This is a genomic window from Pseudomonas carassii (assembly GCF_036324045.1).
Taxonomy (GTDB): Bacteria; Pseudomonadota; Gammaproteobacteria; order Pseudomonadales; family Pseudomonadaceae; genus Aquipseudomonas; species Aquipseudomonas peradeniyensis.
Genome location: NZ_JAZDCT010000020.1, coordinates 70,451 through 92,205 on the forward strand (window position 1 = coordinate 70,451; position 21,755 = coordinate 92,205).

The following is a 21,755-nucleotide window of genomic DNA, read 5'->3' on the forward strand; positions in this document are numbered from 1 at the left end:
ATGCGCTGGATCACCCGCCCCGGCTGGCCCGGTAACCTGCTGGCCATGGCGGCCGGCGCTTCCACCCTTCTGGCCCTGGCGCCGTTCGACGTCTGGCCGCTGGCCATCCTGTCCATCGCCCTGTTCTACGCCGGCCTGCGCGAACTGACGCCGCGCCAGGCCCTGGGCCGTGGCTGGTGCTTCGGCTTCGGCCTCTATGGCGCCGGCACCTGGTGGATCTACGTCAGCATGAACACCTACGGCGGCGCCTCGCCGCTGCTGGCGATCGCCCTGCTGCTGGCGTTCTTCGCCTGCCTGGCGTTCTTCTTCGCCTTGCCCGCCTGGCTGTGGGCGCGCTGGCTGCGCCGCGACGAGGCGCCACTGGCCGATGCGCTGTGTTTCGCCGCCCTGTGGTTGCTGCAGGAGGCCTTCCGTGGCTGGTTCCTCACCGGTTTCCCCTGGCTGTACGCCGGCTACAGCCAACTCAACGGCCCGCTCGCCGGCCTCGCCCCGCTGGGCGGCGTCTGGCTGGTGTCCTTCGTCCTGGCCTTGAGCGCCGCCTTGCTGTGCAACCTGTACCGCCTGCGTGAACGCCGTTCGTTCCTGGCCGTTGGCACGGTGTTGCTGGTGGCGCCGTGGATCCTCGGCCTGGCCCTCAAGGACCACGCCTGGACCAAGCCGGCGGGCGATCCGCTGAAGGTCGCCGCCCTGCAGGGCAATGTCGAGCAGGACCTGAAATGGGACCCGGCGCACGTCAATGCGCAACTGGCGCTGTACCGCGACATGAGCTTCAGCTCGAAACCCGTGGACCTGCTGATCTGGCCGGAAACCGCCGTGCCGGTGCTCAAGGACCAGGCCCAGGGCTACATCGACATGATGGGCACCTTCGCCGCCGAACGGCACTCGGCGCTGATCACCGGGGTGCCGGTGCGGCAGATGGTTCACCACCAACGCCGCTACTACAACGGCATCACCGTGGCCGGTGAAGGCGACGGCACCTACCTCAAGCAGAAGCTGGTGCCGTTTGGCGAGTACGTGCCGCTGCAGGACATGCTGCGCGGCCTGATCGAGTTCTTCAATTTGCCGATGTCGGACTTCGCCCGCGGCCCCGAGGACCAGCCACTGCTGCAGGCCAAGGGCTACCAGATCGCCCCGTACATCTGCTACGAAGTGGTCTATCCCGAGTTCGCCGCAGGCCTTGCCGCGCGCAGCGACCTGCTGCTGACCATCAGCAACGACACCTGGTTCGGCACCTCTATCGGCCCGCTTCAGCACCTGCAGATGGCCCAGATGCGCGCGCTGGAGGCCGGTCGCTGGATGATCCGCGCCACCAACAACGGCGTGACGGCGCTGATCGACCCGTTCGGCAGGATCACCGCGCAGATCCCGCAGTTCCAGCGGGCCGTGCTGTACGGCGAGGTGGTGCCGATGCAGCAGCTGACGCCTTATCTGCAATGGCGCTCGTGGCCGCTGGCAATTGTCTGCGTGTTGTTGCTGGGTTGGGCACTGCTGGCCGGGCGGATTGCCAAGACCGTCTGATCCACGACACCCCCTGTAGGAGCGGCCTCGTGCCGCGAAAGGGCTGCGAGGCAGCCCCACGATCTGTGCATATACGCCAATACCCCGGGGCCGCCTTGCGGCCCTTTCGCGGCACGAGGCCGCTCCTACAGAGGGCCGTGTGCGCTGGGCATCAATAGAACAACCGATACCCCAGCAACCCCACCGCCTCGTTCAGCAGCTGTCCGCTCTGCCACATGGCCCGGCTTTCCGGCAGCAACCCCGCAAACGGCCGCGCATGATCACGCCCAAGGAAGCCCACCGGCGCCGGCACCACCTCGAACCCGGCCTGCTCGAAGCTCCAGCGCGAACGCTGCATGTGCCAGGCCTGGGTCACCACCACCACACGCCGGATGCCCAGCGGCTGCAGTACCTTGGCGCTGAACTCGGCGTTTTCCCAGGTGGTACGGCTGGTTTCCTCCTTCCAGGTGACCTTCACCCCGAAATCGGTCTCCAGGCGATCGGCCATCAGCTGAGCCTCGCTGGGCGGTGTGCCGTAGTGCAGACCGCCGCTGGTCAGCACCGGCAACCCCGAGGCCTTGGCCAGTTGGGCGGCATAGCGCATGCGCTCGAGCGCCACGTAGGTCGGTTGGTCGGTGCCTGCCCACGCGGGATCACCGCGCTCGCGCCCGGCCCCCAGGACCACAATGGCATCGGCCCTGGCCGCCAGGTCCGCCCATCCATCCGCCGTCAACGCAGGTTCTGTCTCAAGGGCTCGAGCTACCTGCTCGACAGTCAGCGGCAGGCTCATCAGCCACAAGCCACCCAAGCCCAGGGCAAAACAGGCCGCCGCCAGGCGCGGGCGGCGACGGCGCCACCACCAGGCGGCCAGCAGCAGCAGGAACAGGATGCCGGGCGGCATCAGCCATTGTTTGATGAAAAAGCGCAGCGGCATCACACACCTCCATGGAAGGCGTGCAGCCTAAGAGGATCGGCACCGGGCCTCAAGGGCAACCGGCGCCGATCGATGCGTGCATTGCGAAAAACCGGCGCGTCGATCCGCGCCTGCAACCCTGAACGGCTATCGGGACGGCAACGTCCTGGAGCTGGCTGGGGCGCCGGAGCGCTTGCGGTCCTTGAGCCAGACGATCCTGGCCGAGGACGGCTCCGGTTGCGGGTAGGCACCGGCACTGGCAAAACGGCCCTCCGGAAGGGATTCCAGATAAGCCTTGATGACTTCGAACTCGGCATGGCTCAGGCCACGCAACTCCAGTTCGGCAGGCATCTCGTCGCGCAATCGCACCGAGGTTCTGGCCACTTCCAGTGCCAGGCCCAAGCGGTCGATCAGGCGTTCGTATAGCTCCGGCTTGTTTGCGGTTAGTTGCGACTCTCCCATCCGTTCACCTCATTGAAGGTAAGAATATCTCCCCCCACAGATGAGCTTAGCGTCACTCGCAAAAGCGGCCGGATGCCGCGACCAACGGCCCGCGCGACGGGCGATGCAATCAGGGTTTCCCACGACGCGCGGCGCTCATGTATGCTACGGCGTTCACTCTCATAAGATACCGGAGTGCCGGACGCAGCGAGGTCGAGCTGCCTGGAACATGTCTCTTATTCCTCTCAATACAAAGTAGCCATGCACGAACAATACACGCCCCGTGAAGTAGAAGCCGCCGCCCAGAATGCCTGGGACGAGCAACAATCGTTCGCTGTCACCGAACAGCCAGGCAAAGACACGTACTACTGCCTATCGATGTTCCCGTACCCGAGCGGCAAGCTACACATGGGCCACGTGCGCAACTACACCATCGGTGACGTGATCGCCCGCTACCAGCGCATGCTGGGCAAGAACGTCCTGCAACCGATGGGCTGGGACGCTTTCGGCATGCCGGCGGAAAACGCCGCGATGAAGAACAACGTCGCCCCGGCCAAGTGGACCTACGAGAACATCGACTACATGAAGACCCAGCTCAAGAGCCTGGGTCTGGCCATCGACTGGTCGCGTGAAGTCACCACCTGCAAGCCGGACTACTACCGCTGGGAGCAGTGGCTGTTCACCCGCCTGTTCGAGAAAGGCATCATCTATCGCAAGAACGGCACCGTGAACTGGGACCCGGCGGACCAGACCGTACTGGCCAACGAGCAGGTCATCGACGGCCGTGGCTGGCGTTCGGGCGCGCTGATCGAGAAGCGCGAAATCCCGATGTACTACTTCCGCATCACCGACTACGCCGACGAGCTGCTGGAAAGCCTCGACGAGCTGCCGGGCTGGCCCGAGCAGGTCAAGACCATGCAGCGCAACTGGATCGGCAAGTCCCGCGGCATGGAAGTGCAGTTCCCCTACGACCAGGCCAGTATCGGTCACCCGGGCACCCTCAAGGTCTTCACCACCCGTCCTGACACCCTGATGGGCGCGACCTACGTGGCCGTCGCCGCCGAGCACCCGCTGGCCACCCAGGCCGCCCAGGGCAACCCGGCGCTGCAGGCGTTCATCGACGAGTGCAAGAGCGGCAGCGTCGCCGAGGCCGACATGGCCACGCAGGAGAAGAAGGGCATGGCCACTTCCCTGTGCGTCGAGCACCCGCTGACCGGCGAGAAGCTGCCGGTATGGGTCGCCAACTACGTATTGATGCACTACGGCGATGGCGCGGTCATGGCCGTGCCGGCCCATGACGAGCGCGACTTCGAGTTCGCCCACAAGTACAACCTGCCGGTCAAGGCGGTGGTGCGCACCAGCGTCGGCGACGAAGTCGGCAGCGAGTGGCTGGCCGCCTACGGCGAGCACGGCCAGCTGATCAACTCCGGCGAATTCGACGGCCTGGACTTCCAGGGCGCCTTCGATGCCATCGAAGCCGCACTGATCCGCAAGGACCTGGGCAAATCCCGCACCCAGTTCCGCCTGCGCGACTGGGGTATCAGCCGCCAGCGCTACTGGGGCTGCCCGATCCCGATCATCCACTGCCCGTCCTGCGGCGACGTGCCGGTGCCGGAAGACCAGCTGCCGGTCAAACTGCCAGAAGACGTGGTGCCGGACGGCGCCGGTTCGCCACTGGCGCGCATGCCCGAGTTCTATGAGTGCACCTGCCCGAAATGCGGCACCGCGGCCAAGCGCGAAACCGACACCATGGACACCTTCGTCGAGTCGTCCTGGTACTTCGCCCGCTATGCCTCGCCGAACTACGACAAGGGCCTGGTCGATCCGAAAGCCGCCAACCACTGGCTGCCGGTGGACCAGTACATCGGCGGTATCGAACACGCGATCCTGCACCTGCTGTACGCGCGCTTCTTCCACAAGCTGATGCGCGACGAAGGCCTGGTGACCTCCAACGAGCCGTTCAAGAACCTGCTGACCCAGGGCATGGTCGTCGCCGAAACCTACTACCGTGTCGCCAGCAACGGCGGCAAGGACTGGTTCAACCCGGCCGACGTCGAGATCGAGCGTGACGCCAAGGCCAAGATCATCGGCGCGCGCCTGAAGACCGACGGCCTGCCGGTGGAAATCGGCGGCACCGAGAAGATGTCGAAGTCGAAGAACAACGGCGTCGACCCACAGTCGATGATCGAGCAGTACGGCGCCGACACCTGCCGCCTGTTCATGATGTTCGCCTCGCCGCCCGACATGAGCCTGGAGTGGTCCGACTCCGGCGTCGAGGGTGCCAGCCGCTTCCTGCGCCGTGTCTGGCGCCTGGCCCAGGCCCATGTGGTCCAGGGCCTGCCGGGCCAGCTGGACATCGCCGCCTTGAGCGACGAGCAGAAGGTCATCCGCCGCGCCATCCACGCCGCCATCAAGCAGGCCAGCACCGACGTGGGCCAGTACCACAAGTTCAACACCGCCATCGCCCAGGTGATGACCGTGATGAACGTGCTGGAAAAGGCCCCACAGGCCACTGCCCAGGACCGCGCACTGCTGCACGAAGGCCTCGAGGCCGTCACCCTGCTGCTGGCACCGATCACCCCGCACATCTCCCACGAACTGTGGAAGGCGCTGGGCCACGATCAGGCGGCGATCGACGCGGCCTGGCCAACGGTCGACGAAAGCGCCCTGGTACAGGACACCGTGACGCTGGTGGTGCAGGTCAACGGCAAGCTGCGTGGCCAGGTCGAAATGCCGGCCGCCGCCAGCCGCGAGGACATCGAAGCCGCCGCCCGCAACAACGAGAACGTCCTGCGCTTCATCGACGGCCTGACCATCCGCAAGGTCATCGTCGTACCGGGCAAACTGGTCAACATCGTCGCCAACTGATGGCAACGCCCGCCTGCACACCCTGCAGGCGGGCGTAATCGGTCCACGAGGGAGCAACACACATGATCAAACGCAATCTGCTGGTAATGGGCCTGGCTGTCCTGCTCAGCGCCTGCGGTTTCCAGCTGCGCGGCACCGGCACCAACGAGCTGAGCATCAAGGAGCTGGACCTCGGCGCCCGCAACCAGTACGGCCCGACTGTCATGCAGCTGCGCCGCACCCTGGAAAGCAGCGGCGTGAACGTCCACGCCGGCGCCCCCTACAAGCTGGTGCTCACCAACGAACAGGAAAACCAGCGCGCCGCGACCTACGACGGTGGCAGCCGCTCGGCCGAGTACGAACTGACCATCGTGCTGAACTACGCACTGGAAGGGCAGAACGACACTCGCCTGCTTGAAGACAAGCTGCAGGTGCAGAAGTACTACATCCACGACGGCAACAACATCAACGGCTCCGGCCAGGAAGCGAACCAGGTTCGCGAGGAAATGCGTCGTGACCTGGTGCAAGGCATGATGGCCCGCCTGCAACAGCTGACGCCTGAACACCTCGACGAGCTGCAGCGCAAGGCCAACCTGCGCGCCGAAGCCGAGGCTCGCGCCATGCAGGAAGCCCAGCGCATTCAGGACGAGACGCCTCAGCAATCGCCAATGGAAGTCCCGGCTCCCTGAGCCTGAACGGGGCACCTGAGGTGCCCCGCCTCTCCCCATGAAGCTCGCTCCCGCCCAACTCAACAAGCACCTGCAAGGCCAGCTGACGCCCGTCTACATCGTCAGCGGCGACGACCCGCTGCTGTGCCAGGAGGCCGCCGACGCCATCCGCGGCGCCGCGCGCCAGCAGGGCTACGACGAACGCCAGGTGTTCAGCGCCGACGCCAATTTCGACTGGGGCAATCTGCTGCTGGCCGGCGCCAGCCTGTCGCTGTTCGCCCAGCGCCGCCTGCTGGAACTGCGCCTGCCCTCGGGCAAGCCCGGCGACAAGGGCGCCGCCGCGCTGATGGAATACTGCGCCAACCCGGCCGAGGACACGCTGCTGCTGATCAGCCTGCCCAAGCTCGACGGCAGCGCGCAGAAGACCAAGTGGGGCAAGGCGCTGATCGAAGGCGCGTACTGCCAGTTCATCCAGATCTGGCCGGTGGATGCCCAGCAGTTGCCGCAGTGGATCAACCAGCGTCTGTCCCAGGCCGGTCTGTCGGCCCAGCGTGACGCCGTCGACCTGATCGCCGCCCGGGTCGAGGGCAACCTGCTGGCCGCCGCCCAGGAGATCGAGAAGCTCAAGCTGCTGGCCGAGGGCAACCAGATCACCGTGGAGACCGTCCAGGCCGCCGTCGCCGACAGCGCCCGCTTCGATGTCTTCGGCCTGGTGGACGCCATTCTCAATGGCGAGGCGGCCCACGCCCTGCGCATGCTCGAAGGGCTGCGTGGTGAAGGCGTGGAGCCACCGGTGATTCTCTGGGCCCTGGCCCGCGAGCTGCGCCTGCTGGCGGGACTCGCCCAGCAGTTCAGCCAGGGCGTGCCACTGGACAAGGCGTTCAGCCAGGCCCGCCCGCCGGTGTGGGACAAGCGCCGCCCGTTGGTGAGCAAGGCCTTGCAACGCCTCTCTGCGCAGCGCTGGGCCATGCTGCTGCAGGATGCCCAGCGTATCGATGCGCAGATCAAGGGACAGGCCGAGGGCTCGCCCTGGACCAGTCTGGCGCGGTTGTCGCTGCTGATGGCCGGACAGCGCCTGGCACTCCCTGCCGAGTAACACGCATCGCGGGTCAAGCCAGCTCCCACAAAGGTATCGTGGGAGCGGGCTTGACCCGCGATGAGGCCCGGCGCCATAAACACAATCAATTGGCTCACGTAGCGCTATGGGCCTAAAGTGCGCCCGCCATCCACCCAGACCGGGAATCCACCATGAGCAAGAAGCCGAAAAAGCACGGCCCCAACAAGGCCAAGTCCATCATTGCCCAACCACTGTTCCGCTGCCGCCAGGAACGACCGGAAAAAGGCAAAGGCAGCTACCGCCGCGAAGCCTTCCAATCGAGAGATTGGGAGGCTTCCTGCTTTATGGCGGCATGAAAGGCATGAAATGCGCAGGCATGGTATGGTCGGCACCTGACCTGCAATTCTGGATCCGTGCATGCCCTCTCGTCTCACTCTCCGCTGGCAACCCCGCCAGCTGATCGCGGCCACAAGCTTCATCCTGCTCGTCGCCTGCGCCGAGAAACCCACCGCCGCCGACGCCCTGCCGCTGGCGCCCGCCCAGCCCGCTCCCGTCGTCACCCTGCCCGGCACCACGCCCGAGGCCAACGGCGAAATCCAGCCCCTGCAGACCTTCGCCCAATGGCAGGCCGGCTTCCGTCAGCAAGCCCTGCAAGCCGGTATCAGTGCCAACCTGTTCGACCGCGCGTTCCTCGGCGTCACCCCGGACATGGACGTGATCAAGGCCGACCGCAGCCAACCCGAATTCACCCGACCGGTCTGGGAATACCTGGACGGCGCCCTGTCGCCGCTGCGCGTGCGCAACGGCAAGAAACTGCTCGAGCAGAACGCCGAGCTGCTGAGCCGCATCGAGCAGCGCTACGGTGTCGATCGCCAGGTCCTGGTCTCGGTATGGGGCATGGAAAGCAACTTCGGCCAGTTCCAGGGCAGCAAGTCGGTGATCCGCTCCCTGGCCACCCTGGCCTATGAGGGCCGCCGTCCGCAGTTCGCCCAGGACCAGCTGATCGCCGCCCTGCAGATCCTGCAGAACGGCGATATACAGCCCGACGCGATGCGCGGCTCGTGGGCCGGCGCCATGGGCCAGACCCAGTTCATCCCGACCACCTACCTCACCCACGCGGTGGACTTCGACGGTGACGGCCGCCGCGACATCTGGAACAGCACCGCCGACGCCCTGGCGTCCACCGCGCACTACCTGCAGGCGTCCGGCTGGAAACGCGGCCAGCCCTGGGGCTTCGAGGTGCAGGTACCCGCCGGCTTCGACTACTGGCTGGCCGATGGCAGCCAGCGCAAGAGTGTCAGCGAGTGGCTGCAGCTGGGCGTGAAACTGCCTGCCGGCACCACCCTGCCCGCCGGCAGCAGCCAGCTGTCCGCCGCCCTATTGCTGCCCGCAGGCGCCAAGGGGCCGGCGTTCCTGGTGCTGGACAACTTCCGCGCCATCCTCAAGTACAACAACTCGTCCTCCTACGCGCTGGCGGTCAGCCTGCTCGGGGATCGTTTCTCCGGTTGGGGGTTCATTGCCGGCAGTTGGCCGAAAGAGGACCTGCCGTTGAGCCGCAGCGAGCGAATCGAGCTGCAGACCTTGCTCAATGCCAAGGGGCATGAAGCAGGCAATCCGGATGGAATCATCGGCGCCAATACCCGCAAGGCCATCCGCAATGCGCAGCAGGCACAGGGCTGGCCGGCGGATGGGTATCCGACGCACAAGTTGCTCGATAGCCTGCGGCGCTAGAGGAACACGGGGGCGCTCTGCGCCCTTTTCGCGGCACAAGGCCGCTCCTACAGGGGATCGCAATCTCCTGTAGGAGCGGCCTTGTGCCGCGAAAAGGGCTGCAAAGCAGCCCCAGCGATCTCAACCCCTGAACAGATCCTGCAACAGCACCAGACTCTGCTCTTCGGCATCCAGTCGCACGCTAGCCCCCAACGGCAAGCACACATTCGGATCACAATGCCCGCTGCGCCACCCGGCCAGCACCGGCACCCCGAGCGGGTCGAAGATATCCAGCAGCAGCGGCGTCATCGCCGCCACCGTGATCCCGGCAAAGTCCCCCACCAGCACCCCTCGCACCCCTTCCAGCTTGCCGGCCAGGCGCAACTGGGTCAGCAGCCGGTCGACACGGTAGAGCGGCTCGTTGACGTCCTCGATGAACAGGATGCTGTCCTGGGTATCGACTTCCGCCAACGTCCCCAGCGTAGAGCCGAGCAGCGACAGGTTGCCACCGACCAGACGCCCGCTGGCAACCCCGGGTATCACACTGGTGAGCGGGAACTCGGCAGGATGGTTGATCGCATCGCCCGCCCCCAGCCGTCCCCGCAACTGCCCGAACAGTGAGCTGACGGTAGGCTCAAGTTTGCCCCCCAGCAGGTCGGCATTGAGCATTGCGCCATGGAAGGCCAGCATCCCGGCATGTCGGTTGAGCGCCGAATGCAGGGCGGTAATGTCGCTGTAACCCACCAGCGGCTTGGGATGGCGACGGATCAGCTCGAAGTCGATGCGGTCCAGCAGGCGCATGCTGCCGTAACCGCCGCGCATGCACAGGATGGCGTCGATGTCCGGGGCGCTGAACGCATCATGCAGGTCGCGCAGGCGCTGCTCGTCGCTGCCGGCAAGGTAACCGTCCGCCTGCAACACCCCAGGGTAGATGCGGCACTGCTGGCCACGGCTTTCGAACCACTGACGGGCCTTGTCGGTATCCAACCGCGCCGGCCCGGCCGGGGCGATGATGGCGAAACGGGCGTTGTCAGGCAGGGCCTTGGGCAACAGGTATTCAGCAGTTTCCAGGCAATTCATCGCGCCACTCCTTGCAGCTTGTCGCTTGAGACAGGTCGTTCAAAAACAAAAATGCCGATGCCGCCTTCCGGCGCACATCGGCATGTCCCGCTCAAGCCCGGTTCAGAGCTTGATCTTGGCTTCGTGGGCCTGTTGGTCGGCGTGGTACGACGAACGCACCAACGGGCCGGAGGCGACGTTCTTGAAGCCCATCTTGTAACCTTCCTCGGCGAACCAGGCGAAGGTGTCCGGATGCACGAAGCGCTGTACCGGCAGGTGGCTGCGCGACGGCTGCAGGTACTGGCCGAGGGTCAGCATGTCGATGTCGTGCTCGCGCATGCGGTGCATGACCTCGATGACCTCTTCGTCGGTCTCGCCCAGGCCCAGCATCAGGCCGGACTTGGTCGGCACGTGCGGAACCATCTGCTTGAATTTCTGCAGCAGGTCCAGCGACCAGTCGTAGTCCGAGCCCGGACGCGCGGCCTTGTACAGGCGCGGCACGGTCTCGAGGTTGTGGTTGAACACGTCCGGCGGGGTCTGCGCGGTGATTTCCAGCGCCACGTCCATGCGCCCACGGTAGTCCGGCACCAGGGTCTCGAGCTGGACACCCGGCGACAGCGCGCGGATTTCGCGGATGCAGTCGGCGAAGTGCTGGGCACCGCCGTCACGCAGGTCGTCGCGGTCCACCGAGGTGATCACCACGTACTTCAGGCGCAGGTCGGCGATGGCGACGGCCAGGTTCTTCGGCTCGTCCAGGTCCAGTGGCTTCGGACGGCCGTGGCCGACGTCGCAGAACGGGCAGCGACGGGTGCAGATGTCGCCCATGATCATGAAGGTCGCGGTGCCGCCGGAGAAGCACTCGCCCAGGTTCGGGCAGGAGGCCTCCTCGCACACACTGTGCAGCTTGTGCTTGCGCAGCAGTTGCTTGATGCGGTCGACTTCCGGCGAAACCGGGATGCGCACGCGAATCCAGTCGGGCTTTTTCGGCAGCTCTTCGGTGGGGATGATCTTCACCGGGATGCGCGCCACCTTCTCGGCGCCGCGCAGCTTCACGCCGGCCTCGACTTTCTTCGGCGCAGGGCGCGGGGTCACGTCTTGCGTGGGGATCAGGTTCGGCACGGCTTCTTGCACAGTTGTCATAATCAGTCGATTCCGCCCGTGAGGGTCGTCTGCTCAGCATAGTCGAGGTGCCTGACCAGCTGTCCACGCAGCCTTGTCCTGACCTCGTCAAGTTCGATCGGACCTGCCAGGTCGCGCAGCTGGGTCATGGCCAGCCCCGCATACCCACAGGGGTTGATTCGGCGGAATGGCGCAAGGTCCATGTCCACGTTCAGGGCAAGGCCGTGGAAGGAACGACCGTTGCGGATTCGAAGGCCAAGGGACGCGATCTTCGCGCCATCGACGTAGACGCCCGGGGCATCGGGCTTGGCCACCGCCTGCACGCCGTAGCTGGCGAGCAGGTCGATGAGCGTCTGCTCGATGCGGCTGACCAGCTCGCGCACGCCCATGCTCAGGCGCCGCACATCCAGCAGCAGGTAGGCCACCAGTTGGCCGGGGCCGTGGTAGGTGACCTGGCCGCCGCGGTCGGTCTGCACCACCGGGATTTCCCCCGGGATCAGCAGGTGCTCGGCCTTGCCGGCCTGGCCCTGGGTGAAGACCGGCGGGTGCTCGACCAGCCAGACTTCGTCCTGGCTGTCCGGACCGCGTTGCTCGGTAAAGCGGCGCATGGCCTCCAGCACCGGTTCATAGGGCTGCAGGCCAAGATCGCGAATACCGAGCACGCCGGACATCACAGCACCATTTTCACGATGCCGGTGGCACGCAGGGCACTGTTGATGTCGTGCAGCTGGTTCTCGCTCTCGGCAACGATATGCAGTTGCACCGTGGTGTACTTGCCTTCCTTGCTCTGGCGCTCGGCCAGGGTCGACAGGTCGACCTTGGCGTGCTTGCTGAGGATCTCGATCACGGTGTCGCGGAAACCGACAACGGTGTCGCCGATCACCTTGATCGGGTAGTCCTCGCAGGGGAATTCGATCTTGTGCGACTTGACGTCTTCTTCGCTCATGGCGGAAACGGCCTCGTAAGCCGTGGCAGCAACATCGCCCCCGCCTGGTTCACGGGGGCGTGCAGGTCACGTATCAGTTGAACAAACCGTAGAAGAACAGGCGGATGCTATCCCACATACGGCCGAAGAAACCAGCTTCCTCCACGCCGTCAAGGGCGATGAGGTCAGCGCTGTGAACCACTTTCTCGTCCAGTTTGACTTCCACTTTACCGATCACGTCACCTTTGGCGATCGGAGCGGTCAGTTGCGGGTTCATGGTCATCGAAGCCTGGAGGCGCTTCAATTGGCCTTTAGGCATGGTCATGGTCAGGTCGTTGGCCAGGCCGGCTTTCACCTGGTTGGTCGCGCCTTTCCATACCTGGGCCTGGGTCAGCTCGGTGCCTTTCTGGTAGAAGGTCTGGGTTTCGAAGAAGCGGAAACCGTAGGTCAGCAGCTTCTGGGTCTCGGCGGCGCGGGACTGCTCGCTGTTGGTGCCGAACACCACGGCGATCAGGCGCTGGCCGTCACGCACGGCCGAGGCGACCATGCAGTAGCCGGCTTCGTCGGTGTGACCGGTCTTCAGCCCGTCGACGGTCTTGTCGCGCCACAGCAGCAGGTTGCGGTTCGGCTGCTTGATGTTGTTCCAGAAGAACTCTTTCTGCGAGTAGATGGCGTAGTGCGCCGGATCTTCGTTGATGATCGCGCGCGCCAGCAGGGCCATGTCGTGGGCCGACGAGTAGTGCTCCGGGTTCGGCAGACCGGTCGGGTTCATGAAGTGGCTGTTGGCCATGCCCAGATCGGTGGCGGTCTTGTTCATCATGTCGGCGAAGGCGTCTTCGCTGCCGGCAATGTGCTCGGACAGGGCGACCGAGGCGTCGTTGCCGGACTGGATGATGATGCCGTGCAGCAGGTCGCTGACGGTGACCTGGCTGCCAACCTTGATGAACATGCGCGAACCACCGGTGCGCCAGGCGTTCTCGCTGACGGTGACCGGGTCGTTCTCGCCGATCTGGCCGCGACGGATGTCCAGGGTGGCGATGTAGGCGGTCATCAGCTTGGTCAGGCTGGCCGGCGGCAGGCGCTCGTCACCGTTGTTCTCGACCAGCACGTTGCCGCTGGACGCGTCCATGAGTACGTAGGACTTGGCGGCCAGTTGCGGTGGTGCCGGCATCATCTGCTCCGCTGCGAAGGCAGCAGGCATGATCATCAGCAGAACGGGCAGGCAAAGTCGTTTGGCAAGGTTGGTGATGTTCATCCGTCTCTCGTAAATCGCTAATGGTCTGATGTTCCGTGGGCAAGTTCGTTTGCCCAGCGCCCCGTCAGTCTAGTTTTATGGCCGATGGCCTGGCCCACGACATGCGGCGTAATGCCGCTGCGGGCAAAACGGGCATTGTACATATCATTGCCCGGCAATTCATGAACAAACCGACAGGTCGGCGTGTCGATTCATCACGGGGCAAGCCCGCTCCCACGCCATCTGCGATGCGGAACGTGGGAGCGGGCTTGCCCCGCGATTGGTCTCAATCAGTGACCACCTTCGCCTGGCCGAGGTTCGCCAGGCGAATGCTGTCCTGCGCCTGCTGGATCTCGCCCTGGCTGTTGATCGGCCCCAGACGCACCCGGTGCAGGGTCTGCTGGTTGCGCACCACGGAACTGATGAACACCGGCGCGCTGACCATGGTGCTCAGCTTCGAGCGCAGCAGCTCGGCGGCGTCCGGGTTGGCGAAAGCGCCCACTTGCAGGATGCTGCCGCCGCTGGCGTTCGGCACATTGTTGCCGCCCACCTGTACCGGCACCACTGGCGCCGCGTGCTGCTGCGGCGGCGGGGTCCACTGCTCGACCCGCCCGGTGCTGGCCGAAATCGGCTGGGCCTGGGCAACCTGCGGCTCCTTGAGCATCATCGGTGGCTGCTGGCCACGCTGGGCCCACCATTGCTGCGGATCGATCCCTTCGACACGCACGTGGGCGGTGCCGGTCTCGGCGTAGCCGAGTTTCTTCGCCGCGGCGTAGGACAGGTCGATGATGCGGTCGGAGTAGAACGGGCCACGGTCGTTGACGCGCAGGATCACGCTACGACCGTTGGCCAGGTTGGTCACCCGCACGTAGGCCGGCAGCGGCAGGGTCTTGTGCGCCGCGCTCATGCCGTACAGGTCGTACAGTTCGCCGTTGGCGGTGTTCTGCCCGTGGAACTTGGTGCCATACCACGACGCGGTACCCTCGGCGCGGTAGTTGCGCGAGTCCTGCATCGGGTAGTAGGTCTTGCCCAGCACCGTGTAGGGGTTGGCCTTGTAGTTGCCGGTGTGCACGGTCGGCGTGGCGTCGGGGATCTTGTTGACGTCCACGTCCCACCAGGGCGCGCCGTCCTTGTGCGCGCGATTGATGTCCAGACCCGGCTGCGCGCGCACGGTGTTGCCGCTCTGCGGGGTGGAAGGCCGGCTCGACGAGCAGCTGGCCAGCACCAGGCCGACAGCGACGCAGGTGAGCAGTTTTGCGGTATTGACGGTGAAGAGTTCGCGCATTTACTTGACGCCCCGTGCCAGAACCAGCTGTTCGGAAAGCTGATGCACCGCCATGGCATACATCACGCTGCGGTTGTAGCGAGTGATCGCATAGAAGTTCTTCAGGCCCATCCAGTACTCGGGGCCATCCGCGCCTTCCAGGCGGAAGGCGGTAACCGGCAGATCATCGCGCAGCGCATCATGACCCGACCAGCCCAGCACCCGCAACTGCGCGACCGTTCTGGTCGGCTCGATGCCGGTGGTCAGGCCTTCGTCGGCACGCTCGCCGGCCACGCTGGCGCGGCTGACCACAGGTTCCCCGGGCACCCAGCCGTGGCGCTTGAAGTAGCTGGCGACACTGCCGATGGCATCGTCCGGGTTGTTCCAGATATTGATGTGGCCGTCGCCGTCGAAGTCCACGGCATAGGCGCGGAAGCTGCTCGGCATGAACTGCGGCAGGCCCATGGCGCCGGCGTAGGAACCCTTGAGCGTCAGCGGATCGAGTTGTTCCTCGCGCGCCAGCAAGAGGAACTCGCGCAGCTCCTTGCGGAAGAATTCGGCCCGTGGCGGGTAGTCGAAACCGAGCGTGGACAGGGCATCGATGACCCGATAATTGCCGGTGTTGCGGCCAAAGAAGGTTTCCACGCCGATGATCGCGACGATGTACTGCGCCGGCACGCCGTATTCCTGCTCGGCGCGGGCCAGCACGGCCTCGTGCTGGCGCCAGAAGTCCACACCGCGGGCGATGCGCGCGTCGGTGATGAACATCGGACGGTATTCCTTCCACGGCTTGACCCGCTCGGCCGGCCGCGAAATCGCGTCGAGGATCGCCTGCTTGCGCTGTACCTCGCGGAACACGCCCATCAGCTGCTCACCGGCAAAGCCGTAGTCGCGGGTCATCTCGCCAACGAACTCGGCCACCTGCGGCGAGCCGTCGTAGTCGCCGGCATTGGCCTGCTGGATTGCGCCGAACAGCCCCATCGCGCCGAACCACGGCGCCAGGCGGGCAGCCCAGCCACGCACTGCTTGCATGAAATTCTTCACCTTTTTCAAACCTGTGCAATCCACTTGCGGTGCGTATGGATCGACATAAGAACGCCAAACGCTGACAGCAGCGTCACCAACGAAGTTCCGCCATAGCTGATGAAGGGCAGCGGCACGCCCACCACGGGCAGGAGGCCGCTGACCATACCGATATTGACGAACACATAAACAAAGAAGGTCATGGTCAGGCTGCCCGCGAGCAGCTTGCCGAACAGGGTCTGGGCCTGGGCGGTGATCACCAGCCCGCGACCGATCAACAGGATGTAGATCAGCAGCAGCAGACAGATGCCGACCAGGCCAAACTCTTCGCCGAGCACGGCGATAATGAAGTCGGTGTGGCTTTCCGGGAGGAAGTCCAGGTGCGACTGGGTGCCCAGCAGCCAGCCCTTGCCGAACACCCCGCCCGAACCGATCGCCGCCTTGGATTGGATGATGTTCCAGCCGGTGCCCAACGGGTCGCTTTCCGGGTCGAGGAAGGTCAGCACGCGCTGCTTCTGGTAGTCGTGCATGACGAAGAACCACATCGCCACCGCCACCGGCACCGCCGCGGCGATCACGCTGACGATCCAGCGCCAGCGCAGCCCGCCCATGAACAGCACGAAGGCGCCGGAGGCGAGGATCAGCAGCGCCGTGCCCAGGTCGGGCTGGCGCACGATGAGGATGAACGGCACGCCGATCAGGACCAGGCTGATCGCCACATGCTTGAGGTGCGGCGGCAAGGTGCGCTTGGACAGGTACCAGGCGATGGTCGCCGGCATGATGATCTTCATGAACTCCGAGGGCTGGAAGCGGATCACCCCGGGAATGTTGATCCAGCGCGTCGCGCCCATGGCGTTGTGGCCCATGACGTCCACCACGACCAGCAGGAACACCCCGGCCAGGTAGGCCAGCGGCACCCAGCGCGCCATGAAGCGTGGCTCGAGCTGGGCGATGATGAACATCGACACCAGGCCGATGCCGAACGAGCTGGCCTGCTTCATCAGCAGGTCCCAGTTCTTGCCGCTGGCCGAATAGAGCACGAACAGGCTGCCGGCGGCGAGCGTCAGCAGGATGAGCAGCAAGGGGCCGTCGATATGGATGCGCTGCAGGAAGCTGGCGCGCCTGCGCATCACGTCCTCGCTGGAGAGCATGCGGTCGAAGTTGTTCTTCACGGGGCCGATTCCTGGGCGACTGTGGCGGGGGCGAACTCGGGCTTGAGCCGGCCGTTCTCGTCAAGCAGCCAGGCATCCATGACCTGGCGCACCACGGGGGCGGCGACGCCGGAGCCGGACTCGCCGTTCTCGACCATCACCGAGACCACGATCCTCGGATCGTCGGCCGGAGCGAAGGCGACGAACAGCGCGTGGTCGCGGTGGCGTTCCTGGAGTTTGTTGCGGTCGTACTTCTCGCCCTGCTTGATCGCCACCACCTGGGCCGTGCCGCTCTTGCCGGCGATGCGGTACTGCGAGCCGATGGCGGCCTTGCGCGCGGTCCCGCGGGCGCCGTGCATCACCTGCTCCATGCCGTGAGTGACCCGGGCCCAGTCCGACTTGTCGCGCAGGACGATGTTTTCCATCGGGTTCTCGTCCACCGGGGGCTGGCCTTCGATGGTCTTGGCCAGGCGCGGACGGTTCCACACGCCTTTGTTGGCAATCAGCGCCGTGGCCTGGGCCAACTGCAGTGGCGTGGTCTGCATATAGCCCTGGCCGATGCCGAGGATCAGGGTTTCGCCGGGGAACCAGGCCTGGCGGCGGGTGGCGCGCTTCCACTCACGGGACGGCATCAATCCGGGCGACTCTTCGAACATGTCCAGGGCGACCTTCTGCCCGATACCGAACTTGTTCATGTAGCTGGACAGCCGATCGATGCCCATCTTGTGCGCAAGATCATAGAAGTACGTATCGTTTGACCGCATGATCGCCACATCCAGGTCAACCCAGCCATCGCCGGTGCGGTTCCAGTTGCGGTATTTGTGATCGTAGTTGGGCAGTTGATAGTAACCCGGGTCGAACACCCGGCTGCCTGCAGTCACCACGCCACTGTCGAGACCGGCGATCGCCACCGCCGGCTTGATGGTCGAGCCCGGCGGGTAGAGGCCGCGCAGCACGCGGTTGAACAGTGGCCGGTCGATCGAATCGCGCAGTTCGGCGTAAGCCTTGAAGCCGATGCCGGTGACGAACAGGTTGGGGTCGAAGCTCGGCTGACTGACCATCGCCAGCACCTCGCCGGTGCGCGGATCGAGGGCCACGATGGCGCCACGGCGCCCGCCCAGCGCCTGCTCGGCGGCTTCCTGCAGCTTGATGTCCAGGCTCAGGACAATGTCCTTGCCCGGCTTCGGATCGGTGCGCTTGAGCACCCGCAGCACGCGGCCACGGGCGTTGGTCTCGACTTCCTCGTAGCCCACCTGGCCATGCAACTCGTCTTCGTAGAAGCGTTCGATGCCGGTCTTGCCGATGTGGTGGGTGCCGCTGTAGTTCACCGGGTCGAGGGTCTTGAGTTCCTTCTCGTTGATCCGCCCGACGTAGCCCACCGAATGGGCGAAATGCGCGCCCTGGGGATAGTGGCGGACCAGCTGCGCCGCCACTTCCACGCCGGGCAGGCGGAACTGGTTGACCGCGATGCGGGCAATCTGCTCCTCGTTGAGCTCGAACAGGATCGGCACTGGCTCGAACGGCCGGCGCCCCTGCTTCATGCGTTTCTCGAACAGGGCACGGTCGTCGGGGGTGAGTTCAAGCACCTCGACGATCACATCCAGCACATCCTGCCACTTGCCGGCGTTACCGGCGCGCTCGCGGGTCATCACCAGGCTGAAGCTGGGGCGGTTGTCCGCCACCACCACGCCGTTGCGGTCGAAGATCAACCCGCGGGTCGGCGGGATCGGCTGCACATGCACCCGGTTGTTCTCCGACAGCGTCGAGTGATAGTCGTACTGGATGACCTGCAGGTAATACAGCCGGGCGATCAGCACGCAGACGAGCAGCACCACCGCCACGGCGCCCACGACGACGCGGTTGCGCACCAGGCGGGCGTCTTTTTCGTGGTCCTTGAGGCGGATCTGCTGCGGCATCGGACAGGCTTACAGGTTCATTTGTGGTAGGGATGCCCGGACAGCACGGTCCAGGCGCGGTAGATCTGCTCGCCGATGAGTATCCTTACCAACGGGTGCGGCAACGTCAGCGGCGACAGCGACCAACGCTGTTCGCTGCGCGCGCAGACTTCCGGCGCCAGCCCTTCCGGGCCGCCCACCATCAGGTTGACCGTACGCGCGTCCAGGCGCCAACGGTCCAGCTCGCCCGCCAGTTGCTCGGTACTCCAGGGCTTGCCATGGACCTCGAGGGTGACGATGCGTTCCCCAGGCTGCACCTTGCTCAGCATCGCCTCGCCCTCCTGACGGATCAGGCGGGCGACATCGGCGTTCTTGCCGCGGGTGTTCAGCGGGATTTCCACCAGCTCCAGCGCAAGTTCCGGGGGCAGGCGCTTGGCATACTCATGCCAGCCTTCCTCGACCCACTTGGGCATGCGCGAGCCGACCGCGATCAGACGCAGACGCACGGCGCTTCCTTATTCCCGGTCCTTGAGCTTCTCGGAGTACTCGTGGGCGTGCTCCGGGCTGTGGTGCTTGCCATCGGCGGCACGGCTTTGCTCGGCACCCTGCCACAGGCGCTCCAGGTCGTAGAACTGGCGGGCAGCGGCGGTCATCATGTGGACGATGACGTCGTTGAGGTCCAGCAGCACCCAATCACTGTCGCCTTTGCCTTCTTCGCCCAGCGGTTGAGCGCCCTTGGCCTTGACCGCCTCACGGACCTTTTCCGCCATGGCGTTGATCTGGCGGTTGGAGGTACCGGTGGCAATGATCATGTAGTCGGTCAGGCTGTGCTTTTCGCGCACGTCGATGACCTGGATATCCTGGGCCTTGACATCTTCCAGCGCGGCCTTGGTCACTGCGACCAGTTCTTCGCCGTAAATTTTCTGCTTGGTCATATAAAACTCGTTCAACTCATTGATTGAGGCGCCAGCGGGCGCCGTCAGTTGGACACACGATACAGGTCATGTGCCTCGATATAGGCCAGTACTGCGTCCGGCACCAGGAACCGCGCCGACTTGCCGCTGGCCAGCAGCTGTCGGATCTGTGTGGCGGACACCGCGAGCGGGGTCTGCCAGACGAACGAAATGTGCCCCGCCGGGCCGGACATGGCGGTGGGATCGCTCTCCGAGCGCGCCGCCAGCAAGTTGCGCAGCGCGTCGGGGGGTTCGACATCGGCATCCGGGCGTTGCAGCACCAGGATGTGACAGTGTTGCAGCAGTTCTTCCCAGCGATGCCAGCTGGGCAGGCCGCAGAACGCGTCCCAACCCAGCACCAGGAACAACTGGTCGTGCGCGTGCAACTGCGCACGGATCGATTCAAGGGTGTCGATGGTGTACGACGGCTTGTCGCGGGCCAACTCACGGTCATCCACGCTCAGGCGTTCGACGCCCTGCACCGCGCTGCGCACCATGGCCAGGCGGTCCTGGGCCGACACCTGCGGCGTGTCGCGGTGCGGCGGGCGGGCGTTGGGCAGCAGGCGCAGTTCGTCCAGGCGCATGAACTCGGCCACTTCCAGCGCACTGCGCAGGTGGCCGATATGCACCGGGTCGAAGGTTCCGCCGAGAATGCCGATGCGCCGGACTGCCACCGCGCTGCTCAACTCAGCACGACTCCTGGCCGCGCAGCTGGCCGTCGCCGATCACCACGTACTTCTCGCAGGTCAGGCCTTCCAGGCCGACCGGGCCGCGGGCGTGCAGCTTGTCGGTGGAGATGCCGATCTCCGCACCCAGGCCGTACTCGAAGCCATCGGCGAAGCAGGTCGGGGTGTTGAGCATGACCGATGCCGAGTCGACCTCGGCGATGAAACGCCGGGACTGACCCTGGTGCTCGGTGATAATCGAATCGGTGTGGTGCGAGCCATAGTGGTTGATGTGCTCGATGGCCTGCTCCAGACCATCGACGACGCGGATCGACAGGATCGCGTCGAGGTATTCGGTGTGCCAGTCGTCTTCGCTGGCCGGCTTGGCGTCGATGATCGCCCGGGTGCGCTCGCAGCCGCGCAGCTCGACGCCCTTGTCGTGGAAGCGGCGTGCCATTTCCGGCAGGAAGCGCTCGGCCACAGCCTGGTCCACCAGCAGGGTTTCCATGGCGCCGCAGATGCCGTAACGGTAGGTCTTGGCGTTGAAGGCCACGCGCCAGGCCTTGTCCAGGTCGGCATGGGCATCGACGAAGACATGGCAGATGCCGTCCAGGTGCTTGATCACCGGCACCCGGGCATCGCGGCTGATGCGTTCGATCAGGCCACGGCCGCCACGCGGGACGATCACGTCGACGAACTCCGGCATGCTGATCAGCGCGCCCACGGCCTCGCGGTCGGTGGTCTCGACCACCTGCACCACCGCCGGCGGCAGGCCGGCCTCGGCCAGGCCACGCTGGATGCAGGTGGCGATGGCGCGGTTGGAGTGGATGGCCTCGGAGCCGCCACGCAGGATGGTGGCGTTGCCCGACTTAAGGCACAGGCTGGCGGCGTCGATGGTCACGTTGGGGCGCGACTCGTAGATGATGCCGATGACACCCAGCGGCACGCGCATCTTGCCGACCTGGATGCCCGACGGGCGGTAGCTCATGTCGCGGATGGCGCCGACCGGATCCGGCAGGCTGGCCACCTGGCGCAGGCCGGTGATCATGCCGTCGATGCGTGCTGGGGTGAGCGCCAGGCGATCGAGCAACGCCGGTTCCAGGCCGTTCTTGCGACCGTTGGCCAAGTCCTGTTCGTTGGCTGCGGTGAGCGCGTCGCGGGCTGCGTCGAGGGCGTCGGCGGCGGCCTGCAGGGCGCGGTTCTTCTGCGCGGTGCTGGCACGGCCGATCACCCGCGAGGCCTCACGGGCGGCGCGACCCAGGCGGGTCATGTAGTCAAGAACGGACTCGGTCATGGGTTCGGTGTCTTGGCAAAGGGGAAATCGGCTGATTATA

At 65.3% G+C, this 21,755-nt stretch carries 21 protein-coding genes; 6 read left to right on the forward strand and 15 right to left on the reverse strand.

Annotation, left to right across the window (positions count from 1 at the left end):
* The gene (lnt, locus tag V0R62_RS16035) at window positions 1–1,518 is read left to right on the forward strand and encodes an apolipoprotein N-acyltransferase (RefSeq protein ID WP_330104455.1); all 1,518 of its coding nucleotides are present in this window, start codon (window positions 1–3) and stop codon (window positions 1,516–1,518) included.
* A gap of 151 nt (window positions 1,519–1,669) precedes the next feature.
* On the opposite strand, the gene V0R62_RS16040 is transcribed toward lnt, so the two are convergent.
* Together V0R62_RS16040 and V0R62_RS16045 are read right to left on the reverse strand one after the other, a co-directional pair.
* Window positions 1,670–2,431 (reverse strand): YdcF family protein, encoded by a 762-nt coding sequence (locus V0R62_RS16040; RefSeq protein ID WP_330104456.1) that lies wholly within the window; start codon window positions 2,429–2,431, stop codon window positions 1,670–1,672.
* Between the two features lie 126 nt (window positions 2,432–2,557).
* Window positions 2,558–2,872: a hypothetical protein gene (locus V0R62_RS16045; protein WP_110737917.1), complete on the reverse strand. Its 315-nt coding sequence runs from the start codon at window positions 2,870–2,872 to the stop codon at window positions 2,558–2,560.
* 240 nt (window positions 2,873–3,112) lie between these two features.
* Between V0R62_RS16045 and leuS the strand changes: the two genes are divergently transcribed.
* The 5 genes from leuS to V0R62_RS16070 all read left to right on the forward strand — a co-directional run bounded on the left by leuS (window position 3,113) and on the right by V0R62_RS16070 (window position 9,154).
* Window positions 3,113–5,719: a leucine--tRNA ligase gene (leuS, locus tag V0R62_RS16050; RefSeq protein ID WP_330104457.1), complete on the forward strand. Its 2,607-nt coding sequence runs from the start codon at window positions 3,113–3,115 to the stop codon at window positions 5,717–5,719.
* 62 nt (window positions 5,720–5,781) lie between these two features.
* On the forward strand, window positions 5,782–6,387 hold the full coding sequence (locus V0R62_RS16055; RefSeq protein WP_330104458.1) for an LPS-assembly lipoprotein LptE: 606 nt from the start codon (window positions 5,782–5,784) through the stop codon (window positions 6,385–6,387).
* Between the two features lie 37 nt (window positions 6,388–6,424).
* Entirely contained in the window at window positions 6,425–7,462 is a 1,038-nt protein-coding gene (gene holA / locus V0R62_RS16060) for a DNA polymerase III subunit delta (protein WP_330104459.1), read from the forward strand.
* A 152-nt stretch (window positions 7,463–7,614) separates the two neighbouring features.
* Entirely contained in the window at window positions 7,615–7,779 is a 165-nt protein-coding gene (gene arfA, locus V0R62_RS16065) for an alternative ribosome rescue factor ArfA (protein WP_050707056.1), read from the forward strand.
* A 61-nt stretch (window positions 7,780–7,840) separates the two neighbouring features.
* Window positions 7,841–9,154 carry a lytic murein transglycosylase gene (locus V0R62_RS16070; protein WP_330104460.1) on the forward strand — a complete coding sequence of 438 codons (1,314 nt, stop codon included), beginning with the start codon at window positions 7,841–7,843 and terminating at the stop codon, window positions 9,152–9,154.
* Between the two features lie 120 nt (window positions 9,155–9,274).
* Here the strand turns inward: V0R62_RS16070 and V0R62_RS16075 are convergent, their stop codons facing one another.
* The 13 genes from V0R62_RS16075 to V0R62_RS16135 all read right to left on the reverse strand — a co-directional run bounded on the left by V0R62_RS16075 (window position 9,275) and on the right by V0R62_RS16135 (window position 21,715).
* Complete coding sequence (locus tag V0R62_RS16075; RefSeq protein WP_330104461.1) at window positions 9,275–10,213, reverse strand: S66 peptidase family protein; 939 nt, start codon at window positions 10,211–10,213, stop codon at window positions 9,275–9,277.
* A 102-nt stretch (window positions 10,214–10,315) separates the two neighbouring features.
* A complete protein-coding gene (gene lipA, locus V0R62_RS16080; protein WP_225935834.1) occupies window positions 10,316–11,332 on the reverse strand; it encodes a lipoyl synthase in 1,017 nt (338 codons plus the stop codon).
* A 2-nt stretch (window positions 11,333–11,334) separates the two neighbouring features.
* Window positions 11,335–11,982 carry a lipoyl(octanoyl) transferase LipB gene (gene lipB, locus V0R62_RS16085; RefSeq protein WP_330104462.1) on the reverse strand — a complete coding sequence of 216 codons (648 nt, stop codon included), beginning with the start codon at window positions 11,980–11,982 and terminating at the stop codon, window positions 11,335–11,337.
* Window positions 11,982–12,257 (reverse strand): DUF493 domain-containing protein, encoded by a 276-nt coding sequence (locus tag V0R62_RS16090; protein WP_011535839.1) that lies wholly within the window; start codon window positions 12,255–12,257, stop codon window positions 11,982–11,984. Before V0R62_RS16090 ends, lipB begins: the two co-directional genes overlap by 1 nt.
* 73 nt (window positions 12,258–12,330) lie before the next feature.
* Window positions 12,331–13,491 carry a D-alanyl-D-alanine carboxypeptidase family protein gene (locus V0R62_RS16095; protein ID WP_203648161.1) on the reverse strand — a complete coding sequence of 387 codons (1,161 nt, stop codon included), beginning with the start codon at window positions 13,489–13,491 and terminating at the stop codon, window positions 12,331–12,333.
* Between the two features lie 265 nt (window positions 13,492–13,756).
* Complete coding sequence (locus tag V0R62_RS16100) at window positions 13,757–14,755, reverse strand: septal ring lytic transglycosylase RlpA family protein (RefSeq protein WP_330104463.1); 999 nt, start codon at window positions 14,753–14,755, stop codon at window positions 13,757–13,759.
* A complete protein-coding gene (mltB, locus tag V0R62_RS16105) occupies window positions 14,756–15,766 on the reverse strand; it encodes a lytic murein transglycosylase B (protein WP_330104464.1) in 1,011 nt (336 codons plus the stop codon). It lies immediately after the preceding gene.
* A gap of 17 nt (window positions 15,767–15,783) precedes the next feature.
* Window positions 15,784–16,887, reverse strand: a complete 1,104-nt coding sequence (rodA, locus tag V0R62_RS16110; protein ID WP_050707084.1) for a rod shape-determining protein RodA — start codon at window positions 16,885–16,887, stop codon at window positions 15,784–15,786.
* 38 nt (window positions 16,888–16,925) lie between these two features.
* The gene (gene mrdA, locus V0R62_RS16115) at window positions 16,926–18,824 is read right to left on the reverse strand and encodes a penicillin-binding protein 2 (RefSeq protein WP_262974248.1); all 1,899 of its coding nucleotides are present in this window, start codon (window positions 18,822–18,824) and stop codon (window positions 16,926–16,928) included.
* A gap of 17 nt (window positions 18,825–18,841) precedes the next feature.
* Window positions 18,842–19,309, reverse strand: coding sequence for a 23S rRNA (pseudouridine(1915)-N(3))-methyltransferase RlmH (gene rlmH, locus V0R62_RS16120; protein WP_023631106.1), 468 nt, complete (start codon window positions 19,307–19,309; stop codon window positions 18,842–18,844).
* A gap of 9 nt (window positions 19,310–19,318) precedes the next feature.
* Window positions 19,319–19,738 (reverse strand): ribosome silencing factor, encoded by a 420-nt coding sequence (gene rsfS / locus V0R62_RS16125; RefSeq protein ID WP_028690385.1) that lies wholly within the window; start codon window positions 19,736–19,738, stop codon window positions 19,319–19,321.
* A 44-nt stretch (window positions 19,739–19,782) separates the two neighbouring features.
* Window positions 19,783–20,442: a nicotinate-nucleotide adenylyltransferase gene (gene nadD / locus V0R62_RS16130; RefSeq protein ID WP_330104465.1), complete on the reverse strand. Its 660-nt coding sequence runs from the start codon at window positions 20,440–20,442 to the stop codon at window positions 19,783–19,785.
* A 1-nt stretch (window position 20,443) separates the two neighbouring features.
* A complete protein-coding gene (locus tag V0R62_RS16135; protein WP_028690383.1) occupies window positions 20,444–21,715 on the reverse strand; it encodes a glutamate-5-semialdehyde dehydrogenase in 1,272 nt (423 codons plus the stop codon).
* Window positions 21,716–21,755: the final 40 nt, after the last annotated feature.

Coding starts and splice junctions, on each gene's coding strand:
- lnt (WP_330104455.1), top strand. CDS start 1: ATGCGCTGGATCACCCGCCCCGGCTGGCCCGGTAACCTGCTGGCCATG.
- V0R62_RS16040 (WP_330104456.1), bottom strand. CDS start 2,431: ATGCCGCTGCGCTTTTTCATCAAACAATGGCTGATGCCGCCCGGCATC.
- V0R62_RS16045 (WP_110737917.1), bottom strand. CDS start 2,872: ATGGGAGAGTCGCAACTAACCGCAAACAAGCCGGAGCTATACGAACGC.
- leuS (WP_330104457.1), top strand. CDS start 3,113: ATGCACGAACAATACACGCCCCGTGAAGTAGAAGCCGCCGCCCAGAAT.
- V0R62_RS16055 (WP_330104458.1), top strand. CDS start 5,782: ATGATCAAACGCAATCTGCTGGTAATGGGCCTGGCTGTCCTGCTCAGC.
- holA (WP_330104459.1), top strand. CDS start 6,425: ATGAAGCTCGCTCCCGCCCAACTCAACAAGCACCTGCAAGGCCAGCTG.
- arfA (WP_050707056.1), top strand. CDS start 7,615: ATGAGCAAGAAGCCGAAAAAGCACGGCCCCAACAAGGCCAAGTCCATC.
- V0R62_RS16070 (WP_330104460.1), top strand. CDS start 7,841: ATGCCCTCTCGTCTCACTCTCCGCTGGCAACCCCGCCAGCTGATCGCG.
- V0R62_RS16075 (WP_330104461.1), bottom strand. CDS start 10,213: ATGAATTGCCTGGAAACTGCTGAATACCTGTTGCCCAAGGCCCTGCCT.
- lipA (WP_225935834.1), bottom strand. CDS start 11,332: ATGACAACTGTGCAAGAAGCCGTGCCGAACCTGATCCCCACGCAAGAC.
- lipB (WP_330104462.1), bottom strand. CDS start 11,982: ATGTCCGGCGTGCTCGGTATTCGCGATCTTGGCCTGCAGCCCTATGAA.
- V0R62_RS16090 (WP_011535839.1), bottom strand. CDS start 12,257: ATGAGCGAAGAAGACGTCAAGTCGCACAAGATCGAATTCCCCTGCGAG.
- V0R62_RS16095 (WP_203648161.1), bottom strand. CDS start 13,491: ATGAACATCACCAACCTTGCCAAACGACTTTGCCTGCCCGTTCTGCTG.
- V0R62_RS16100 (WP_330104463.1), bottom strand. CDS start 14,755: ATGCGCGAACTCTTCACCGTCAATACCGCAAAACTGCTCACCTGCGTC.
- mltB (WP_330104464.1), bottom strand. CDS start 15,766: ATGCAAGCAGTGCGTGGCTGGGCTGCCCGCCTGGCGCCGTGGTTCGGC.
- rodA (WP_050707084.1), bottom strand. CDS start 16,887: ATGCGCAGGCGCGCCAGCTTCCTGCAGCGCATCCATATCGACGGCCCC.
- mrdA (WP_262974248.1), bottom strand. CDS start 18,824: ATGCCGCAGCAGATCCGCCTCAAGGACCACGAAAAAGACGCCCGCCTG.
- rsfS (WP_028690385.1), bottom strand. CDS start 19,738: ATGACCAAGCAGAAAATTTACGGCGAAGAACTGGTCGCAGTGACCAAG.
- V0R62_RS16135 (WP_028690383.1), bottom strand. CDS start 21,715: ATGACCGAGTCCGTTCTTGACTACATGACCCGCCTGGGTCGCGCCGCC.